Below are 20357 nucleotides of genomic sequence, written 5' to 3'. Positions count from 1 at the left end.
TAAATGAGGTAAATGAGGTGTTTGTCAAAGACCATGCAGCAGAGTTGCTTATATTAGGTCAAGCTCACTAAATTTTTTGCTTAAAATGAGGTGTTTGTCGCAGACAAGTAACCAGAAAATAAGCAAATAAATGACTGGCAAATGAGGTGTTCCCTAAACGTAACGTAAGATGAAGTAAAAGCTTTTTATCTATCCCTTCTTCCGGCGGGAGGATGCATCATTCGATTGCATTCTCTCGTTTTTATTTGCCTTGTATTAAAATCAGCATGGTTCTTTAATGGGTCCTTATGATAAAATACCAATAATTACATGAAGAGAAAGGAAGAAGTCAGATGAGTACACATGATGAACAATGTATTTTTTGTAAGATTATCCGCGGTGAAATTCCTTGTGCTAAAGTGTTCGAAAATGAGCATGTGCTCGCCTTTTTAGATATTAGCCAGGTAACGAAGGGCCATACTCTTGTCATTCCAAAAATACATAAAAAAGATATTCATGAGCTGACACCGGACATCGCTTCCCGTCTATTTGAAGCGGTCCCTCAAATTGCAAACGCCATTAAACAGCAATATGAACCCGCTGGTTTAAATCTTTTAAATAATAATGGAGAAGCAGCCGGACAAACTGTTTTCCATTATCATATGCACATCCTGCCGCGCTATGGCGACGGAGATGGATTCGGGGCAGTGTGGAAATCCCATCAAAGCGAATACACACCTGAAGATTTACAAAACATTGCCACCACTATTTCAGAAGCCATTCGCTAATTTTTTACCCCGATGCAACAAACACTATTTTTTGAAGACTAGCCTAAATTCGACAATGCTCATGAAAGCGACATTGTTCTTTATTTAAAAGGAACCGTCAATACATCCTCAGCTTTTACTGAATCTCCTTTGACGGTTCCTTTTCAGGAGGGCAATTCGAAACACGCTTTTTGTTCGAATTGCCCTCCTGAATTTTTAAAAAATTAACACTAAAATTCGACATTTCATGATAGTATAAGAATATTCATTTTAGTTAAATAACTCGAGGAGGAATTTTGAGATGAAAAGAGCCTATAACTTTAACGCGGGTCCATCTGCCCTTCCGTTACCGGTCTTGCAAAAAGCGCAAGCTGAGCTTGTCGATTATCATCAGACCGGAATGTCTGTAATGGAGCTTTCCCACCGCAGTAAAGATTTTGAACAGGTTTTAGAGAATGCCAAAAGTTCATTAAAAGAATTGTTAAGCATTCCGGACACGTACGAGATTTTGTTCCTTCAAGGCGGCGCAAGCCTGCAATTCTCTATGGTTCCGATGAACTTTTTAAGCGCAGACGAGACAGCAGCCTACGTTTTAACCGGCTCATGGTCTGAGAAAGCATTGAAAGAAGCCAAAAAAGAAGGTAAAACCGCGATTGCCGCTTCAACGGCAGAAGGCAAATACCGTTCTATCCCCAAACAAGAAGACATTATCTTACCGGATGAAAAAATTGCTTATTTGCATATTACTTCAAATAATACAATTTATGGTACACAATGGCATGAATACCCTTCATTTGAAGGTGTCGATTTAATCGCTGATATGTCGAGTGATATTTTATGCAAAAAAATTGATATCAACAAGTTCTCACTCATCTATGCCGGAGCCCAAAAGAACTTAGGCCCATCAGGCGTGACGGTTGTAATTCTAAAGAAAGAGCTGCTTGACCGCATCCCTGAAAACTTGCCAACTATTCTAGACTATAATACACACGCTAAGAGCAACTCTCTATATCACACTCCTCCTACTTTTGGCATTTATATGTTGTCACTCGTACTTGATTGGGTAAAAGAACAAGGCGGAGTAGAAGCTGTTCAAAAACAAAATGAATACAAAGCATCACTTATATATGAATGCATGGATGAACATCCAGACTTTTACCGTCCACATGCGGATAAAGACAGCCGCTCGATCATGAACGTAACATTCACCCTTCCGAATGAAGAGCTGACAAAGTCGTTTTTGCAGCAAGCAAAAGATAAGGGATTTGTAGGACTCGCAGGACATCGTTCTGTAGGAGGATGCCGCGCTTCCATTTACAATGCAGTTCCAGTAGAAACTTGTGAAGCACTTGTTTCCTTCATGAAAGAATTTCGTCTAGCAAATGTAAGCCATTCACAAAATTGATTTTTACATTTACATGGACTTTTGTTATAATGTCGTTAACAGTTTACGCAATAGGCAAATAGTGCACTATTGGTAGATTGTAAACAAAAAGAGTTCAGTTTAGAAGAGGAGAGATGAGAAGTGAATACAAAAACGTTGGTGTCCTTATCATTATTAGTAGGAATTGGAGCAGTGCTGCACACTGTAGTACCGCCTATTTTATTTGGGATGAAGCCTGATATGCTATTAACGATGATGTTTCTCGGCATTCTGTTATTCCCAAACCTAAAGAGCGTCTTATTGGTGGGGTTGACGACGGGGGCCATGTCAGCTTTGACAACAAGTTTCCCAGGCGGTCAAATTGCCAATATGATTGATAAGCCCGTAACAGCTTTGGTTTTCTTCGCTTTAGTAATGACGGTCAAGAAATTGGCTAAGTCAACAGCTGCAGCGGCTGTGTTAACAGCTATTGGTACAATCGTTTCAGGGGTTATCTTTTTATCTTCGGCTTTCTTTTTAGTAGGCCTTCCAGGTGAATTCAGCACTCTTATCAAAGTAGTTGTCTTACCGGCAGCTCTTGTGAATACGATTGTCATGGTCGTTGTATATCCAATCGTTTTAAATGTATTAAAACGTACGAGTATAAAAACTGAGGTTTCAGCCTGATAGTAAAAGTCCGACGTTAGTCGGACTTTTTTATGTATATTCCGCTTAATAACTTGAAACATCTCCGTTCCATCAAGAAGCGTTCACAATCGATTATCCAGACAACTTGAATCCGCTTAGGTTTAGGAAGTTCGACATGGCCGTTCTTTGGTCATGTCGAATTTTCTAAATCAATCTATATAAGTTGAATTTATCTTTTACAATCGAATACACAATCGATCAATCACTTTTCTAGGGGAGTCATTTAGCTCACGAATAAAAGCTTGCACATTTCTTCGAATCTCTTTGACAGAGGAATAAAAAAGGTTATTAATCACGTCTGATTTGAGCCATTTCCATAATCCTTCAATGAGATTTAACTCAGGACTGTAAGGTGGTAAAAAGACCAATTCTAAACGATGTTGGTGGCTACGCAAAAAAGGTTCAATCAGCTTCGCATGATGAATACGGGCATTATCTAACACCATAACAATTTTCCCGGTTGGATAATGTTTCAATACCTTTTGAAGAAAACGAAGAAACGCTTCGGCATCGTATCGTTCTTCTTCTACACAAAGCACATCTCCCGTTTCATAATTAAGTGTACCGATGAGTTTGACACCCTGATGCTTTCCATAAGTCGGAATGATTCGCTGCTTGCCTTTTAAAAACCATGTGTATTGAAGAGCTTGGTAATCCCGAATCATCGACTCATCTTGAAAGAGAAGATGGTCAATCTCCTCATTTAAGAGTTTTTTTATAGGCAGGGAATGTCTCTTCCACAAACTCTTTTTGTTTCAACGGGTCCGCTTTTGCCAGCGTATAAGTCGGTTTGGTATAACTAAGGCCTAAATCGTGTAAAAGCCGAGAAACACCACGAAGAGTATACGGTTGGTTCCATGTTTTCTCGATAAATGAAGCAATGATCTTTAACGTCCAATTATGCTTAGCTGGGAAGCCAACATCTACGGGAAGTTTGGTCGTAATCACTTGAGCCAATTCCTGTTCTTGGTCGGGAGTTAATTTGCGTGGGGCTCCAGGTGATTGTCCCATGGTTAAGCCATCTAGTCCTTTTTCTTCGTAGGCATTCACGTAGTTATAGATGGTTTTTTCGGAACGCCCAATCATGGTTGTGATGTCTTTTTTAGAGTAGCCTTGTAAATAAAAATAGATCGCTTGATAACGTTCATACATTCGTTTATCTTTGGTCGTTTTCATCGCTGTAAGCAAGGTTTCGATTTCATGTTGACGTGAATGGGTCATCTCGTTCCTCTCCGTTCATTGGTAAGTGTTACCCTTATACTTCAACAGAGAGTGATTGTAATCCTTTAATTCAACTTATATATATAGGTCCTATTTAATTTTTTAACATTCGCCACCGCTTCTTGCTCTATTTACGCCTTTTTGTTATTCTATCCCGAATAAGCCTACAAAGGTCTTCGTATAAGCGGCTGGCAAGAACCCGCAAGGGCGCTTGCCAGCCGCTTATGCGCAAATAATTTAACACGGGCGTTCTTTGCCCGTGTTAAATTATTTATGTGGATTTATAATATAAAATCATATGTTTATATAGCCCATATTAGGTTACATAATATAGTGTAAGGACCAGGAGCAAAATCACAAGCGCTGAAATCCCAAACATCGCTGCTCTCTTTTTTAATATGTGTTTAGGTGGATAAGATGCTGTTTTTTGCGTAGCTCTGATTGCATTGAACATCCCAAATAATAACAGTATACTCAGTGCCGCCAATCCAAAAATCATTCCTGCCATGTCTCATCCCCCTTTAATGGGTATTCAAATAAGACCGAGAAGTTTAACGATGTGAGGTGCTCTTTGAGCAGCCCAAACAGTAAGCTGACGCAGAGATTTAACCATCATTTTTCCCGGACTGTTTGAACAATCTCTTATATATATTCCACTTAATAACTCGACACATCTTCATTCAATCGAGAGGCATCACAATCGATGATCTAGACAACTTGAATTCGCCCTCAAGGGTTCACCTATGCGGATGGCGCCAACCCCGCAAGGGGGGTGGCAGCCGCTTAGGTCTAGAAAATTTGGCATGGCCGTTCTTTGGTCATGTCGAATTTTCTAAATCGATCTATATAGTTAACATTATGCACAAATAACAACATATATGTACTAATTTATATAGAGGAGTGAAAAACATGAAGCGTGGAAAGTCTCTTACATTAGGAATTTTAACAGGCGGCATCGCTGCCTGTGCAGGTATCCTTGTATTAACCCCTTACTCTGGCAAAGAACTGCGATCTCGATTACACATTGCCAAGGAAAAAAGTGAACAAACATTGTTCGATTTAAAAAGCCGTACAAACGATGTTAAAAAACAAGTTCAGCATACAACAGAGACAAGCAATACTATTGTAAAAAATGTCATGAAAGATCTCACACAATCCGTAGCAGAATGGAAACAAAGTACCCTTCCCCATCAGCAAGCCATCCAATCTCACCTGGATGACATTCAGCATTCATTAACAAATCTTGAACAACAAGTACAAAACACAAATACTAAAAAGAAATAATACACTAAAAAGAGAAGGAAAATACTCCTTCTCTTTTATAATTTAAAAATTTCGTAAATTTATATCTTTATAAATTTTTATTTTATTGGCATAATAGAAGATAAATAATAATTGAGTAGGTTAAAGTAGGTGGAGAAATGAAAAATGATGAAAAAGAGTTGAATTTAAAAGAAGCGATGCTATTTAGCCAGCGAATGGCTCAATTGAGCAAAGCACTCTGGAAAACTGTTGAAAAGGATTGGCAGCAATGGATCAAACCGTATGACCTCAATATCAATGAGCACCACATCTTATGGATTGCTTACCATTTAAAAGGGGCTTCCATTTCCGAAATTGCCAAATTTGGTGTGATGCATGTCTCCACAGCCTTCAACTTTTCCAAGAAATTGGAAGAACGGGGATTATTAGAGTTTTCCAAAAAAGAAAATGACAAACGGAACACGTACATCAAACTGACAGACAAGGGAGAAAATATTTTACTAGATATAATGGAAAACTATGACCCTTCTCAAAATTCAGTATTTGGCGGTTCTCTCCCTTTGAAGAACATCTATGGGAAGTTTCCTGAATTTATCGAGTTAATGTCAGTTATTCGTAAAATTTACGGAGAAGACTTTATGGACATTTTCGAACGCTCATTTCATAATATTGAACAAGAATTCATGGAAGAAAATGGAAAGTTGGTTAAAAAAGAAGAGAAAGCTGAAATTACAAAAGAAGAAATTATCCCCAATTAATCCCTTATCCGTTTTATAATTTCTGAAAATTCTCTCATCATTTCTTTGTATAGCCCCTGTTTGAAAAGCGCATCGACAGCTTCATGCGGGGCTATCTTGGGAGTGAGCATACCGACAAATTGTGTAAGAAGCGGAACATAGTCAATCAAACCTTCCGCCTTTTGCTCCTCATACTTTTTGCTCAACTCTTCACAAGTATTGAAAATATCGTCCACTTCCTGCTTTGTTAATTCTTTTTTGATGATAAGCATATAAAATGGTTTTCCGTCTAAGTTCGTATTTTCCCATACGATTTGAAAATAAAACTCTAGACGATTTAAACGAGATTCCAACGATTCCATCGAGCTATTCTTCTCCTTTACTCTCTACAGCAGAGTATAATCTCCTTTTGAAATATTCAATCCTTTTCCCGCTCTATCTTTATTCTATCTATTTCCACTTTTTTTTGGTATTGTTAATATAGTCAGGTATGTCTTTCCATACCATTGTTTCTCTTTATAACCAGTGAGCTTCATATATATAGCTGTGCCGCTCATTATTTTGATGTTGGGGGAATATATTGAATGACCATATTTTTCATTGCATTTGCTTTATTTATTTTATTTTACATTAATACATTAACAAATACATTATGTATTCAAAAAGAAATTCCAGAAGAAAAACAGCCGAAAGTTTTTCGAACCATAAATGTTCTCATGACTATTTTATTAATTTCATCTTATGTGGAAGTATTATTTACATAAGGCAAAAAAGCGATGAAGCCGGTCTTCATCGCTTTTTGCATTCTAAATGATTAGCAAAAACAAGCAGCACCAACAATAATCAATAAAATGAACAATACGACGATCAGCGCAAACCCGTTGTTGTAACCGCATCCTCCAGACATGACAAGCACCTCCTTCATCGATTCATATTCCATCGTATGCAAAAACACTAACTTTCGTTTAGGCTAATGTCCTGCATCATAATGAAATCCTGTAAAAGGCTGTTTCAAAGCGATATTATTGAAATACTTTCATTTTCAAGACCTTTTCGTTACAATGAGAGAATGTGATATATTAATGGATGCCGTTTGGGCATACTGTCAGTAAAAATTGAAAGTAGGAGTTGTTTGAAGAATGAAAAAAGGCTTAATCGCATTAACAACAGCTGCAAGTATGATCGCTCTTACAGCCTGTAATGGTGGAGGCGGAGACTCTGAAGTAGTCGTCGAAACAAAAGCCGGCAACATTACGAAAGATGAACTTTACAGCGCATTAAAAGATCGTTTAGGCGATGAAACCATCCGCGATTTAGTGGATGAAAAGGTTCTAGGCGAAAAATATAAAGTAACGGATAAAGAAGTCGACCAAGAGCTTGAAAGCTTAAAAGAGCAGTATGGACAGCAATTTGAAGCTGCTATCCAGCAAAATGGTGTAGACCAAGTTAAACGCATGCTAAAAATCGATCTTCTTCGTGAAAAGGCTGCAACAGCGGATATTAAAGTAACAGACAAGGAACTAAAAGAAGCTTACGATGCTAAAAAGCCTGAAGTAAAAGCAAGCCATATTTTAGTTCAAGACGAAAAAACGGCGAAAGAAGTAAAAGCTAAATTGGATAAAGGCGAAGACTTCGCTAAGCTCGCTAAAGAATATTCACAAGATCCGGGTTCTGCTGAAAACGGCGGAGACTTGGGATTCTTCGGCTCTGGCAAAATGGTTCCTGAATTTGAAGAAGCCGCTTATAAGCTGAAAAAAGGCCAAGTAAGTGAGCCGGTTAAATCTTCATTTGGTTACCATATCATCAAAGTAACAGACAAGAAAGAATTAGAATCATTCGAAAAAATGAAAGCGGAACTGGAAAAAGAGATCAAACGCTCAAAGCTTGATCCGGAAAAACTTCAAAAAGCGGTAGATGAAGAAATGAAGGCAGCTAAAGTCGAAGTGAAAGACGAAGACTTGAAAGATGCTTTCGAAACATCCGAAGCCCAACAATAAATAAAGAGGATGTGTCAAAAGGGTAACAAGTACTCTTTTGACACATCCTCCTGAAAGGCCCCGTCATGAAAGTCCAGTAAAAGCAAGGATTTCGTAACGGGGCCTTTTCAGTAACAATTCATTTTTTTCAGTTGATTAGAGGCTTATGAAACGGCCTTATTCCCTTTCTTATTCCATCTTAATCAAACAAATTACATGGAACTGCTCTCGTTGATCTGTTTTCTTTTTTCACGCTCTACTTCCATACGCTGAATGTAAATCTGCCCCTCTTTTTCAATATAAACATCATCGATTTCACGTTCCTTTTGTCCTGTGCGAATCGCCATAAAACCGCTGAAAAAAATCCCCATGACAACTAAATAGACCCAAAAAGGTAATGTAAGCATCTTCAACATCCCCCTGATTTTCCATTGCTATTTGTCATCAATATATGTAAGAATCAAAGATTTTATGACAAGCCTTATTCAATAGTCGGTTTATAGAAAGCTCGATTATCTAACGCAAATACTCTTTCTGTATACTCCCCTGGTTTCACCCGCTCGAGTGCCCGATCCAGCATATTCATCTTTGCATCGATGTTGTCAATAAGATGAAGCATTTCCGCTTCTTTGATAAGAGGAGGCTTCGGACTACCCCATTCTGCTTTTCCGTGATGCGACAGCACAAGATGCTGCAGAAGCATCACTTCTTCTCCTTCAATGCCCATCTCGTCTGCCATCTTTCCAATTTCACTTACCATAATGGAAATGTGGCCAAGTAAATTCCCTTCAATGGTATAAGAAGCGGATACCGGACCAGACAGCTCTATGACCTTTCCTAAATCATGCAAAATGACACCCGCATATAATAAGTCACGATTTAAGGATGGGTACAGTTCAGCGATTGCCTTTGCCAATTGAAGCATTGATACCACATGATAAGCCAAACCGGATACAAACTCATGGTGGTTTTTCGTAGCTGCTGGATATTCTAAGAAAGCAGCCTGATATTTATTTAAAAGTTGCCGGGTAATACGTTGAATATTAGAGTTCTTCATTTCAAAGATAAACTGGGTAATCGTTTCAATCATTTCTTCCCTTTTCATCGGCGCTGTTTCTAAAAAATCGGATATGTTGACCGCTTCATTCGCCTGTACAGGACGAATATGGCGGATTTTCAACTGGTTTCTTCCGCGGTAGCTCATAATATCTCCAGCAACCCGTACAATTTTTTGCGGGGCGTAATTTCCTTCATCGTCAGGAGAAGCATCCCACAGTTTCGCTTCAATTTCTCCCGTCTTATCTTGTAAAATTAATGTCAAAAATGGTTTTCCATTGCTCGCAATCCCCTTTGTAGATGACTTAACGAGTAAGTATATATCTACCTGCTCGCCCACCTCATAATAGACAATCCCTTTTTTCATAGTTGTCCCCTCCCTGCATCGCTTCAATCATATTTACTTATAGCATAACGCTTTTACGATCATTTACACAACATATGTGCGAAGAGAATACGATTTTTTACAACAAACGGCCCAAAAGGAACTTGTTGGTTTCTTTTGAGCCGTTCATTTATCCCGCATTAACGGGCAGTAAGACCTCCACTGATGGAAGGTTCCCTTTATTTTTCCTTTGTTAACAAGAGCGCTTTTTTAATATCCTTTAACGATGAAGACTGTCCATACATAAGGACACCTCCCTTATAAACCCTAGCTCCGAATATCGCTAGCAAGATAATCGTGCCGACAAGCAGGAGAATAGATAAAATAATTTCCCATGGCGGTACCGTTAACATTCCTACGCGTAAAAACATGATCATAGGGGTAAAGAATGGGATGAATGATGTTATCTTAATAAACGCGGCTTCCGGCTTGCCTAATCCAAACATTGCAATTAAAAAAGCCCCTACGATCAGCAATGTCATCGGTGTGATCATTGGCTGCACATCCTCCGTCCGACTGACAAGGGAGCCTAAAAAGGCAGCCAGTGTCGCAAACAACAAGTAGCCCAATATAAAAAAGAGAACCGCATACATTATTGTCCCAATTGGGATTTCACTCACTGCCATTGAACCCGCAAATCCTCTAATCTCGGATAGATTTTGCTTGAAAGAAGCATATCCAACCAGTAAAATGACGGACAACTGCGTCAAGCTCAAAAGTGCCACGCCTAAGATTTTAGCAAACATTTGAGTAACAGGAGACACACTGGATACTAGAATCTCCATGACTCTGGATGATTTTTCAGTCGCCACTTCCATCGCAATCATACTTCCATACATAATGACATTTACATAAATAATGAACAACAAAATGTAGACAAGACCTCTCGCCTGATCCAGCTCTTCTTCTGTTTTGGCCTCCTTAACGAGCGCTTTCTGGTGAAACTCGACAGGAGCATACAATTGCTCAATTTGCTCAGAAGTCAGACCCATTTTCGCTGTAGCAATCGATACTTTTGTTTGCTGCAGTGCATTTTGCAACACATTGATTATGTCAGAATCGGTCAGAGATCTGGCTTTATAAATTCCTCTCGGTAACCCTTGTGAATCTTTTTCCATCAAGAGATATCCTGTAATCTCTTCTTTTTCAGCCGCCTTGGCAGCATCTGTTTCAGCTTCATACTCCGTCAGCTTGAACGTAGAATCAAAACTTGCAACTTGCTCTTTAAACGGATTATAAAGCTCGTTCGTCGAATCAATAATACCAACCTGAACCGACTTACTATCCTTTTCAAAGAAACTAATAATGTTATTTATGTTGGTGATTCCAATAAGAATGAGAGCCGTAATAATGGTTGTGAAAACAAAAGATTTTGTTTTCAGTTTTTGAATGTATGTGTGAAAAAGGATAATCCAAAACTTACTCAAAAGAAGCACCTACCTTTTCGATGAAAATATCATTCAAAGAAGGCTCTTCCAATACAAATTTCCTGACAAACGTCATTTGAGACAGCTCTGTAAAGATTTTCTGAGAGACTTCTTCGTTTTCGATTTGCAGTTCAAGGCCCTCGGCTGTTTTTTTCCATTTCGTAACTCCCTCCAGATGCTGGAGCCTGCCTAAATCTCCCTGCGCATGAACGATGACATTCTTTTTCCCGAATGCCCGCTTTATATCTGCCAACTTTCCATGAACAACCGGTTTTCCATGATGCATAATGCATAAGCTTTCACACATCTCTTCTACATGCTCCATTCGGTGACTGGAAAAAACGATGGTCGTGCCCTGTTCCTTTAAGTCAAGCACAGCCTCTTTCAACAGCTCTACGTTAACAGGATCCAAGCCGCTGAATGGTTCATCTAAAATTAGAAGCTGCGGTTGATGGATAACAGAAGCGATGAATTGAATTTTTTGCTGATTCCCTTTAGAAAGCTCCTCCACCTTCTTATTTGCATATTGAGGTATTTTAAAGCGTTCCAGCCACTGCTCCATTTCTATCAAAAGGCTTTTCTTGCTCATTCCTCGTAAACGCCCTAAATAAATAAGCTGTTCTTTCACCTTTAATTTTGGATAGAGCCCTCTCTCTTCAGGTAAATAACCGATTAAATGGCTTTTTTCATATGTAATTCTTTGTTCGTCCCACAGTATTGCACCTTCCGTCGGTTCAAGCAATCCCAAAATCATTCGAAATGTTGTTGTTTTCCCAGCCCCATTGGCACCTAAAAAACCAAACATTTCTTTTTTCGGAATTTGTAAAGTTAAATCGTCTACCGCTGTAAAAGAACCGAATCTTTTAGTCACTTGATTAATTACTAAAGACATTTTTCCCCTCCTAAATGTGGATTTATATAGTATTACGAATTAATGGGAAAAAATGTTTCAAAAGAATGCCGGCAGGAGAATATCGATAATATGAGAATATTGTATTAATAGAAAGATAGGAGGATGAATAATGGGCGTTTATACATTAACCGTATTTGAGCAAAACGGAGAAAAACTGCTCGATGAAACATTCGAGGCAGCAAACGATAGCGAAGCAAAAAAAGCGGGGGAAGCAAGACTCCAGGACCTCAATTTCATCGCTAAAACACACCGCTGTACTTCCCCGACCGGAAAACTATTACTCTTCCATCGCTAAAGAGACTGGGTCAAAAGGTTTTTTCCCTTTTGACCCAGTCCCCTGAAAGGCCCCTTTATAAAAATCCTGTAAGACCAAAAGATTGTATGACGGGGCCTTTCAGAAAAAAATGCGTTCTTGTGATTTATCAGAGCCTTATGGAACAGCTACTCATTATCTCCCTGCGAATGCAGGAAATCTTTTTTCTAGAAATGCCTGTATTCCTTCCCGATGGTCTTTTGTATCTCTCATTTTTGCTTGCCCTTTCGTTTCCACTTTCAATACATGCTGAAGTTCTGAAACGGTTTGCTGTATGTACAGCTGTTTCGTTTCCTTCATAGCCAGAACAGGCTTTCTCCTCCATTCTTCTAATTTTTGCTGAACGGCTTGCTCCGCATCAGCTATCGCTTCATCTATCATTCCAATTCGCTTCGCTTCCGCTCCGGACAGCACCTCTCCATTCCAAATAATATGCTTCGCCTGATGAACACCTAAACGCTCCTTCAGAAAATAATGCGCTCCTCCATCGGGAATTAATGCAATGCCGATAAAGTTCATAGCTATTTTCGCTGTTTCCTCTGCAATGACATGATCACATGCAAGAGCCATGCTAAGGCCAAGGCCTGCAGCCGAACCGTGGATGGCTGCGACTGTCAGCTGCGGCATCGTATATAGCGTCAAAATCACATTCCCAATGGTCTCCATGATGTCTGAAAACAGCTCTCCTGTTTCTGGCACCGTCATCATTTTAATATCGCCGCCCGCTGAAAACACCTTCCCCTTTCCTTTCAAAACAAGGAAATCCGCCGGGCTTTTCTTCACTTCGTCTAACGCTTCAAGGATTTGTTCGAGCATCTCTTTATTTAATGCATTAAATGATTGTGGACGATTTAAAGTTAAAACAGCTAACCGGTCTATATATGCCAGTTCAACAAAACGCTCTTTCATCATTAAACACCTCTCCTTTATTCTCCTCTGAAAACTCCAATGTTTATCTTGTATTAACAATCAGAAACTCCCAGGAGCTTCTTTTAGTAAATTCATATAATTAGGATTTTGATTGATAATGATCTATAACTTGATGACGCAATGTTCGCTTCAGAAACTTTCCTACGGATGTTTTTGGGATTTCATTCAAAAACAAAATATCATCAGGCAGCCACCAGTTGGCAAATTGCGGTTCTAAAAATTGCAGCAACTCTTCTTTTGTTACCTTACCTTGCATATTTTCTTTCAACACGACACACGCGATGGGCCGCTCTTGCCATTGTTCATGAGGGATAGAGACGACGGCCGCTTCAAAGACGGATTCTTGAGCCATTAATGCATTTTCTAAATCAACGGAAGAAATCCACTCTCCGCCGCTTTTAATCAAATCTTTCGTCCGATCTACAATTTTAATAAATCCTTCTTCATCTACCGTTACTACATCTCCTGTATAGAGCCATCCATCACGAAAAGCATCACTGCTGCGCTCATCCTTATAATATTCAGAGGCAATCCACGGCCCCCTAAGAAGCAGTTCACCCATCTCTTTTCCGTTCCATTCCACTTCTCCGTCTTTTCCGATTACTTTCATTTCAACCCCTGGAACAAGAAGACCTTGCTTTGCTTTATATTCATATTTTTCTTCATCCTCTATATCGGACTGATAGCTCTTGAGACGAGATAAAACGACAAGCGGACTTGTTTCTGTCATACCGTAAGCATGGACAAAAGGAATATTAAATTTCTTTTCAAAACGTTCAATAACAGCTTTTGGAGCAGCAGAACCTCCGCATAAAACAGATCGAAGGCTGCCTGTATCATACTGTTTTTCTTCCAGTTCTTTCAACAGTCCCATCCAAATGGTCGGGACACCTGCTGCAATTGTCACTTTCTCGCTTTCAATCAATTCCGCTAACACTTTAGGCGTAAAAAATGGCCCTGGCATGACAAGGGTCGTCCCAAACCAAACTGCTGCGAACGGCAGCCCCCAAGCATTCACATGAAACATCGGAACGACAGGCATGGCAATATCTGATTCTGACACAGCCGCATTGTCTGCAAGCCCTAATGCCATACTGTGCAGCACGACAGAACGATGCGAATACACCACTCCTTTTGGATTGCCGGTAGTCGCTGATGTATAACAAAGCCCCGCTGGTTCTAGTTCCTTTATATCTTTGCAAAATTCAAATTGTGGATTTCCTTGTTCAATAAATTGATCATAGTGGTAAACAGGATGAAAGTTCGTCTGCGGCAATTCTTCGCTGTCAGTCATCACAATATAAGCTTCGACCGTTGGAAGATCATTCTTTATTTGTTCAAACAACGGTAAAAAACATTCATCAATAAGCAGGACTTTATCTTCTGCATGATTGATAATATAGGCAATTTGTTTTGGATCTAAGCGTATATTAATCGTATGAAGCACTGCCCCTGCTCCGGGGATCGCGAAGTATGCTTCTAAGTGCCAATGATGATTCCAAGCAAATGTCCCAACCTTATCTCCCTTTTGAACTCCTAAATGTGACAGCATGCTTGAAAGCTTTCTCGTTCTTTCGGCAATCTCACTATAAGACACACGTCGGATTCCGCTTCCTGTTCGGGAAATCACTTCCTTTTTCCCAAAAAATTTCTCTGCTCTCTCCATCATGAGCGGAACAGTCAATTGAACATCCATCATTCCTATCACCCCTTACCAATATAAGAAAACGCTTTCATTTTTAAAAAAAAAGCTATCTGGACGGTATATATTATTTCGACGAAGATTTCAGCATCCCTTCTGTAATGAAAGCGAAACTTTAATAGGGGGGGAACTGGTAAACAACATTTAAATCATTCTCATGTATGGGAACCGTCAAAATATCCGAAAATGCTAATAATCATCAGCCGCACTTTTTGACTCATCAAGTCAAGAGCCAAACAGGAGGAGTGATATGAATTTAAATAATGTAATGGCCAAAAGGACCGTTTATCAGCAGGAAGATCAATGGTACGTATTAGATGAAGAGTTTTCATGGGATTTATCCATTTTAAAGCAAGAAGTAGTTGTTTGTATGGAAAAAGAAATTCCTATTCCCGTCATTTTTTGCGATACATGTGAAGCAAATAAAATTGTAGCTGAATTGGGTGAGGAAGAGGCGGAATATTTGCAGTTTGCTTCGGGTATGTATTGGCGGGAAGTCGGGATTGTATTTATCTTTCGATTCCATGAATATCTTGCGTTAATAGAAACCATCTTTCATGAACTTCGCCACGTGATGCAAGAAGATATTCCTGAATTACAATCTCATTTTGAATGGGATAAAAAAATTCCCTATGAACAACGAATCACTGAAAAAGATGCTTTCCATTATGCTAAAACATATTTAGATAAATACATTCAGCAAAACCACCTATCTATATAGATCGATTTATTCAGTGGAATCTAAATCAGCCATGACCAAGGAACGGTCATGGCCAATTTTCTCAACCTCGAGAATCTATAGAAACATATGATTTATTCAGTTATTTTACTCTCTTTGAATAGTTCATTTAAGATTTTGATTTTTTCTTCTGTATAATGCTTAAATCCATCATTGTATGATTTTGGATCTTTCGGATTGGCAAACCTTGTGATTTTCCCTGTTTCCGGGTGGACAAACTTACTGGAAGCACCGCAGCCTAACCCAATAATGGTTTGTTGCTCTTCCATAATCATAATATTATAAATGCTTTCCTGCCCAGGGAATGAATACCCGACATTTTCTAAGTTCCCTAAAATATTTTTCTGACGGTATAAGTAATAAGGAACATAGCCGTGCTCATTTGTCCATGCGCTTGCCATGTTCATCATGTCGCTGATCTCCTCACGGTCTGCCACTTTGTATTTCTTCTTGTTTTTGGTCATTTCCGACGCGCGTTTAAACGACAACGTGTGAACCGTCAATGATTCAGGTAGCAATTTCTCTGTTTCGTTCAATGTATGCTGGAACTCTGGAACCCCTTCTCCAGGCAATCCGATAATCAAATCCATATTAATGTTATTCATGCCCATCTCACGTGCTAACTGGAACTTTGTCACCGTTTCTTCTACCGTGTGATGGCGTCCAATCGCTTTCAGTGTTTCTTGAATATATGATTGGGGATTGATGCTGATACGGTCGATATTCCATTTATTTAACACTTCAAGCTTTTCTGGAGTAATCGTATCCGGCCTGCCGGCTTCTACCGTAATCTCGCGAATATTGGCTACATTCGGAAATGATTCATACATTTCCTCATACAGCATGTCCATTTCTTCTGCCGTAATGCTCGTCGGTGTACCGCCTCCATAATAGACTGTGGTGATTTTTACCCCTTTTTCTTTCAACCAGCGGCCGATTTCACGCATCTCATAATGAAGCCCGCCCAAGAAAGAATCCACGGAACCTTGTCGTCCATTAATTGCATAGGCCGGGAATGTGCAGTATGCACATTTCGTAGGACAAAACGGAATACCGATATAAATACTCACTTCATTTGATAAATTATATAAATCAGGAACTACAGCTAATTGACGATCAACAATTTGCTGCATCAAGCGAATCTTCTCATCTGTAATTAAGTATTGTTCTTTTAACTGCTCGTGAGCCGATTCTTGACTTTCCCCATCTCGCAATTTTTTATGAAGAAGCTTCGTTGGACGAACTCCTGTTAAGATCCCCCAATTTTGTACAATACCCGTATGGTCTTGCAATACTGATAAATAAACATGTAAGACTACGTTCTTTATTTGTTTAAAGCGGTCTTTATCAGTCTCGAATCCTGATAACTCCTTTTCAAACGAAGCTGTATACACATGGCCGGTTTCTTTCGCTGTCAATACAGCTGCTGCCATGGCTGTTTCTTCTATCCTTAATTCAAAGGAAACCTCTATATTTGCATCCTCAAAGGGCTGTTGCGATACAACGCTTTCTTCAAAGAATAAATCCGCAATTAACTCCAGCGGACGCTGAAAACGTTCATCACTTAAACCTTTCACATATATATTCAATCATATCACCTTTCAAAACAACATATATGAAGCTCTTATAAGTGTACAAAACATGCATTCTAAGGTCAATCTCTTACAAGCATTAACAAATTCTGTTAGAACAGCTTCATCTTCCTCATGAATTTTCCATGTTAAGTGAAAGCAAAACAGCCGGATGAAAAGAAACGACTTCATCCGGCTGTTTGTTTTTTCTGACCGCAGCTTCAACGCTTTAACTATTCAAATAGTGTAGATACCCAATTCTTTGCTGTTTCCGGAATAGCTCTTTGACCATATATGCTACACCGTTTTCATTATTAGAACGAGTGACCCAATCCGCTACTCGCTTAAGGTCTTGAGGAGAGTGGCCCATTGCAACTCCCATTCCCGCTTGTTCCACCATTTCAATATCATCGAAACAGTTCCCGATAACGACTACTTCATTCATGGGAATGGAAAGCTCCTGGGCGACAAATCGAAGTCCTGCGGCTTTTGTAGCCCCTTTTGCCGTTATATAGCAGCGGTCTTCATTCGGATACGTAAACCACTCAATTCCTTGAAAAGCGGATGCGATGATCCTTTCTGCTTGCTCTTTTTCTTTTCTGCTGGAAAAATATACTTCTACTTTCGGTGATGACACCGGCTCATTCATTAATGTATCCCCCAACGAATCAACAAATTGAATGGGATAAAAGAGCGGTTCTCCCGAACGTAATGTCGTTTTTGCCGTGACGTTGCCTTTAAGTTTCACACGATTACCAATAGAAAAACGCTCATGCATAATTCGGATATGACATTCAAAGTTTTCCAATACCTGTACTAAATTAAAAATTTTCTCCTCACTGATTCGCTTCTCATAGATAGGTTTGTCAACGGTCGAACCGATAAAACCGCCGCTATGGGTAATAAGCAATGAAGATGGAAGTTTTAGTGCCTTCGCAATTTTTTTAGCAGATAAAAAGTGACGGTTCGTTACAAGTGTCACGTATACCCCTTTACTTTTCACAAACTCGATTGCTTCCTTCGTTTCACGCGTTAAGCGTCCTTGATTATTTAAAAGAGTTCCATCAATATTAAGTGCTAATAATCTATAGGCCATGCGAGGATCCCCTCTCCCTTTGATGTCAAAATCAACCTACTACACCCTTATGATGGTTTGCCCTTTTTTAGAACTTTCTCACTTTCGAAAAGCAAGCGAAAATCACCACCTTTGTTTAATAAAGCTAAGCAGAAATATGGCTGTCAGCAAAAAAATGGAAGGTCCTGAATCGAGGCATTATTCGCCGATTCAGAACCTCCCATCATACTACTGAACTTACACACATATCCAAGTTAACCTAACACTTCTATATATAGTTCACTTAATAATTCGACACATTTCATTCCATCGAAAGGCATTTACAATCGGTCATCCAGACAACTTGAATCTGTCCACAAAGGTTCACCTAAGCGGATGACCGTTCTTTGGTCATGTCGAATTTTCTAAATCGATCAATATATTTACTGAGCGTTCGGGATTCCGTACAATTCTTCAAGCGGCTTGGTAATAATTTTGTTTAAATCCATAAAAAGTGTGTTCATAAGTTGTTCAGCCTGCATTAACTGAGAAATAGTCGGATGCTGTTGAACGATAGCAACTGTTTTTTGTGCTTCTTCTACTTCTTGCTGAGAAATTTCCTGACCCATCATTTGCTTTTGTTGTAACTCGATCTGCAAATTTCGAAATTTCTCAAATAATTGCTGGGCCGCAGGATCGGCATTTACCTCATCATATAATTGTTTTAGTTTTGTATATTCATCGCTTTGACGCAAAGCTTTCTCCAAGTTATAGGCGTAATCGTATAAGTTTACAGACATAAAAAAATCCTCCTATTGTGAATTAAGGTCATAACGCTCCCTTTTCTTCTTTCACTATAACAAACTATTCAATAAGATGCACCTTCAGAACCATCTTGTTTCTCATAATGCACTTTCAATCAGCGGCTATTCATTCCTTCTCACCAATCTCCAGTAGAACTTAGCCAATTCCTGCAAACAGTTAAAATGGTTAAATAAACAGCGCAAGCACGCCTTGGAATGCTCCAATGATTCCTCCCAGCAGAGCTCCTAAATACGTAATCATCTTAAACTCTCTGCGTGAAATGGACAATACCATCTCTTCTAATCTCTCTACTGAAAATGACTCGACCTGCTCACGGACGATTTCTTCGAGTTTCAATTTCTGCATCAGCATTTCCATCTTCTCGGCCGCAAACTCCCCTGCCCGTTCAATAAACGCTGGCACGACTTGTAAAATGGATTCTTGCAAAGGTCCAGCTACATCGCGAATCGATTTATTAAACAATTGATCAATGGAAACCAGCTTCCTCACAGCTTGTCCACCGGCAGAAAGAATTGTTTCTCTTCCAATCAACGATTCGATTTCCTCTACCTTTTTCTCTTTTATTTTTTCCCACTCTGCTTGAAAAAGATTTTCAAACAGTTCCCTTGTTCCTTCATGTTTAAAGAATTTAATGATTTCCGGCTGGACTTTATCCACGACCTTCACATTTCCTAAAAACATTTGAACCATATTGCCAAGCATTCCTTTATTCATCAAAAAGTCATCAATCATTTTTTCCAACCGCTGTTTTCCTTCGTCACTGCCAAAGTAGGCAACAGCTTTCTCACAAATAAAAGCGGCAAGCATTGAGACTGCCTGATCTCCTTTTCCCATCAAAGAAGGCGGCAGTACATCTGCGAGAGACTTGCTTCCGTTCTTATCCATCATTTCTTCATACTTTTTTCGCAAAAAATCCTGCAGCTTCTCCTCTGCTTTCTTACCCAGCTTTTCGTACCCAATAGTCTGCGCTAATTCATTTACTGTTTTTTCAGATTGAAGCCAGCGAGTAATTTCTTGGTTGACGAATGTTTGAATCGTTTCTTGAAACGTGCGCTCTTGCAATTTTCTCTTCAAACTTTCCGGTGTAACTAAATGCTCCACCACCATCTTTCCCATCTGAACCGCTAATTCTTCTCGGCGCTTCGGAATCAATCCGGGTGTAAAAGGCACACGCTTTCCAAATATATATTTCGCTTCATGAGGCTGAAACAGCATTTTAATAGCTAAATGATTCGTAAATCCTCCAATGGCTGCTCCGATGACAATCATTATCATCACAACTAATAGTTGCTCCATTTTTCTCAACCTTTCAAACTTAATTTGTCGTGCTCTAATGATAACAGGTGAATTGTTTTAAAGTTTATCGCGCATCAACGGACAATCATCCCCCATCTCCAAACTCTGCATCGGAACCACAGTCCGTAAAAG

Annotated in this window: 23 protein-coding genes; 9 read left to right on the top strand and 14 right to left on the bottom strand. The window is 39.3% G+C overall.

The window, feature by feature from the left end; all coding sequences use genetic code 11:
* Positions 1–332: 332 nt before the first annotated feature.
* The 3 genes from BK575_RS01380 (at position 333) to BK575_RS01370 (ending at position 2796) form a co-directional block, all read left to right on the top strand.
* Positions 333–767 (top strand): HIT family protein, encoded by a 435-nt coding sequence (locus BK575_RS01380; RefSeq protein WP_078408569.1) that lies wholly within the window; start codon positions 333–335, stop codon positions 765–767.
* 280 nt (positions 768–1047) lie between these two features.
* Positions 1048–2151, top strand: coding sequence for a 3-phosphoserine/phosphohydroxythreonine transaminase (gene serC, locus BK575_RS01375; protein ID WP_078408568.1), 1104 nt, complete (start codon positions 1048–1050; stop codon positions 2149–2151).
* Positions 2152–2271: 120 nt separating this feature from the next.
* Positions 2272–2796, top strand: a complete 525-nt coding sequence (locus tag BK575_RS01370) for a tryptophan transporter (RefSeq protein WP_078408567.1) — start codon at positions 2272–2274, stop codon at positions 2794–2796.
* A gap of 197 nt (positions 2797–2993) precedes the next feature.
* On the opposite strand, the gene BK575_RS01365 is transcribed toward BK575_RS01370, so the two are convergent.
* A protein-coding gene (locus BK575_RS01365; RefSeq protein ID WP_139367955.1) for an IS630 family transposase occupies positions 2994–4038 on the bottom strand; the annotation gives its coding sequence in 2 pieces (ribosomal slippage) (positions 2994–3539 and positions 3541–4038; 1044 coding nt in all).
* Positions 4039–4354: 316 nt separating this feature from the next.
* A complete protein-coding gene (locus tag BK575_RS01360) occupies positions 4355–4546 on the bottom strand; it encodes a hypothetical protein (RefSeq protein WP_078408566.1) in 192 nt (63 codons plus the stop codon).
* Between the two features lie 401 nt (positions 4547–4947).
* Between BK575_RS01360 and BK575_RS01355 the strand changes: the two genes are divergently transcribed.
* Both BK575_RS01355 and BK575_RS01350 read left to right on the top strand, forming a co-directional pair.
* Positions 4948–5322, top strand: coding sequence for a YtxH domain-containing protein (locus tag BK575_RS01355; RefSeq protein ID WP_078408565.1), 375 nt, complete (start codon positions 4948–4950; stop codon positions 5320–5322).
* Between the two features lie 137 nt (positions 5323–5459).
* Positions 5460–6059 carry an HTH-type transcriptional regulator Hpr gene (locus BK575_RS01350; RefSeq protein ID WP_078408564.1) on the top strand — a complete coding sequence of 200 codons (600 nt, stop codon included), beginning with the start codon at positions 5460–5462 and terminating at the stop codon, positions 6057–6059.
* Here the strand turns inward: BK575_RS01350 and BK575_RS01345 are convergent.
* Positions 6056–6400 carry a DUF1878 family protein gene (locus BK575_RS01345; RefSeq protein WP_078408563.1) on the bottom strand — a complete coding sequence of 115 codons (345 nt, stop codon included), beginning with the start codon at positions 6398–6400 and terminating at the stop codon, positions 6056–6058. The two genes, BK575_RS01350 and BK575_RS01345, sit on opposite strands and share 4 nt — an antisense overlap.
* A 222-nt stretch (positions 6401–6622) precedes the next feature.
* Here BK575_RS01345 and BK575_RS01340 point away from each other — a divergent pair, with 222 nt between their 5' ends.
* Positions 6623–6802: a hypothetical protein gene (locus tag BK575_RS01340; RefSeq protein ID WP_078408562.1), complete on the top strand. Its 180-nt coding sequence runs from the start codon at positions 6623–6625 to the stop codon at positions 6800–6802.
* A 50-nt stretch (positions 6803–6852) separates the two neighbouring features.
* Here BK575_RS01340 and BK575_RS01335 read toward each other — a convergent pair whose 3' ends face one another.
* Positions 6853–6945 carry a YjcZ family sporulation protein gene (locus BK575_RS01335; protein ID WP_139367954.1) on the bottom strand — a complete coding sequence of 31 codons (93 nt, stop codon included), beginning with the start codon at positions 6943–6945 and terminating at the stop codon, positions 6853–6855.
* Positions 6946–7177: 232 nt separating this feature from the next.
* On the opposite strand from BK575_RS01335, the gene BK575_RS01330 reads away from it, so the two are divergent.
* On the top strand, positions 7178–8035 hold the full coding sequence (locus tag BK575_RS01330) for a peptidylprolyl isomerase (protein WP_078408560.1): 858 nt from the start codon (positions 7178–7180) through the stop codon (positions 8033–8035).
* A 191-nt stretch (positions 8036–8226) separates the two neighbouring features.
* On the opposite strand, the gene BK575_RS01325 is transcribed toward BK575_RS01330, so the two are convergent.
* The 4 genes from BK575_RS01325 to BK575_RS01310 all read right to left on the bottom strand — a co-directional run bounded on the left by BK575_RS01325 (position 8227) and on the right by BK575_RS01310 (position 11774).
* Complete coding sequence (locus BK575_RS01325) at positions 8227–8421, bottom strand: sporulation YhaL family protein (protein ID WP_078408559.1); 195 nt, start codon at positions 8419–8421, stop codon at positions 8227–8229.
* A gap of 74 nt (positions 8422–8495) precedes the next feature.
* The gene (gene yhaM / locus BK575_RS01320; protein WP_078408558.1) at positions 8496–9437 is read right to left on the bottom strand and encodes a 3'-5' exoribonuclease YhaM; all 942 of its coding nucleotides are present in this window, start codon (positions 9435–9437) and stop codon (positions 8496–8498) included.
* Positions 9438–9634: 197 nt separating this feature from the next.
* Complete coding sequence (locus tag BK575_RS01315; RefSeq protein ID WP_078408557.1) at positions 9635–10882, bottom strand: ABC transporter permease; 1248 nt, start codon at positions 10880–10882, stop codon at positions 9635–9637.
* A complete protein-coding gene (locus tag BK575_RS01310) occupies positions 10875–11774 on the bottom strand; it encodes an ABC transporter ATP-binding protein (RefSeq protein ID WP_078408556.1) in 900 nt (299 codons plus the stop codon). Before BK575_RS01310 ends, BK575_RS01315 begins: the two co-directional genes overlap by 8 nt.
* 130 nt (positions 11775–11904) lie before the next feature.
* Here BK575_RS01310 and BK575_RS01305 point away from each other — a divergent pair, with 130 nt between their 5' ends.
* Positions 11905–12090, top strand: coding sequence for a YhzD family protein (locus tag BK575_RS01305; RefSeq protein WP_078408555.1), 186 nt, complete (start codon positions 11905–11907; stop codon positions 12088–12090).
* Between the two features lie 153 nt (positions 12091–12243).
* Here the strand turns inward: BK575_RS01305 and BK575_RS01300 are convergent, their stop codons facing one another.
* Both BK575_RS01300 and BK575_RS01295 read right to left on the bottom strand, forming a co-directional pair.
* Entirely contained in the window at positions 12244–13020 is a 777-nt protein-coding gene (locus tag BK575_RS01300; RefSeq protein WP_139367953.1) for an enoyl-CoA hydratase, read from the bottom strand.
* Positions 13021–13117: 97 nt separating this feature from the next.
* The gene (locus BK575_RS01295) at positions 13118–14737 is read right to left on the bottom strand and encodes a long-chain fatty acid--CoA ligase (RefSeq protein WP_078408554.1); all 1620 of its coding nucleotides are present in this window, start codon (positions 14735–14737) and stop codon (positions 13118–13120) included.
* 253 nt (positions 14738–14990) lie between these two features.
* Here BK575_RS01295 and BK575_RS01290 point away from each other — a divergent pair, with 253 nt between their 5' ends.
* Positions 14991–15461 carry a DUF3920 family protein gene (locus BK575_RS01290; RefSeq protein ID WP_078408553.1) on the top strand — a complete coding sequence of 157 codons (471 nt, stop codon included), beginning with the start codon at positions 14991–14993 and terminating at the stop codon, positions 15459–15461.
* A 92-nt stretch (positions 15462–15553) separates the two neighbouring features.
* Here the strand turns inward: BK575_RS01290 and BK575_RS01285 are convergent, their stop codons facing one another.
* The 4 genes from BK575_RS01285 to BK575_RS01270 form a co-directional block, all read right to left on the bottom strand.
* On the bottom strand, positions 15554–17068 hold the full coding sequence (locus tag BK575_RS01285) for a coproporphyrinogen III oxidase (RefSeq protein WP_078408552.1): 1515 nt from the start codon (positions 17066–17068) through the stop codon (positions 15554–15556).
* 211 nt (positions 17069–17279) lie between these two features.
* Positions 17280–18146, bottom strand: a complete 867-nt coding sequence (locus tag BK575_RS01280) for a Cof-type HAD-IIB family hydrolase (RefSeq protein ID WP_078408551.1) — start codon at positions 18144–18146, stop codon at positions 17280–17282.
* Between the two features lie 401 nt (positions 18147–18547).
* Positions 18548–18904, bottom strand: a complete 357-nt coding sequence (locus tag BK575_RS01275) for a YlbF/YmcA family competence regulator (protein ID WP_078408550.1) — start codon at positions 18902–18904, stop codon at positions 18548–18550.
* Positions 18905–19094: 190 nt separating this feature from the next.
* The gene (locus BK575_RS01270; RefSeq protein ID WP_078408549.1) at positions 19095–20225 is read right to left on the bottom strand and encodes a DUF445 domain-containing protein; all 1131 of its coding nucleotides are present in this window, start codon (positions 20223–20225) and stop codon (positions 19095–19097) included.
* Positions 20226–20357 lie beyond the last annotated feature (132 nt).

Origin of the sequence: Priestia abyssalis (assembly GCF_002019595.1) — a bacterium.
GTDB classification, from domain to species: Bacteria; Bacillota; Bacilli; order Bacillales; family Bacillaceae_H; genus Bacillus_BA; species Bacillus_BA abyssalis.
This window is presented reverse-complemented; position numbering and strand designations above follow the sequence as displayed.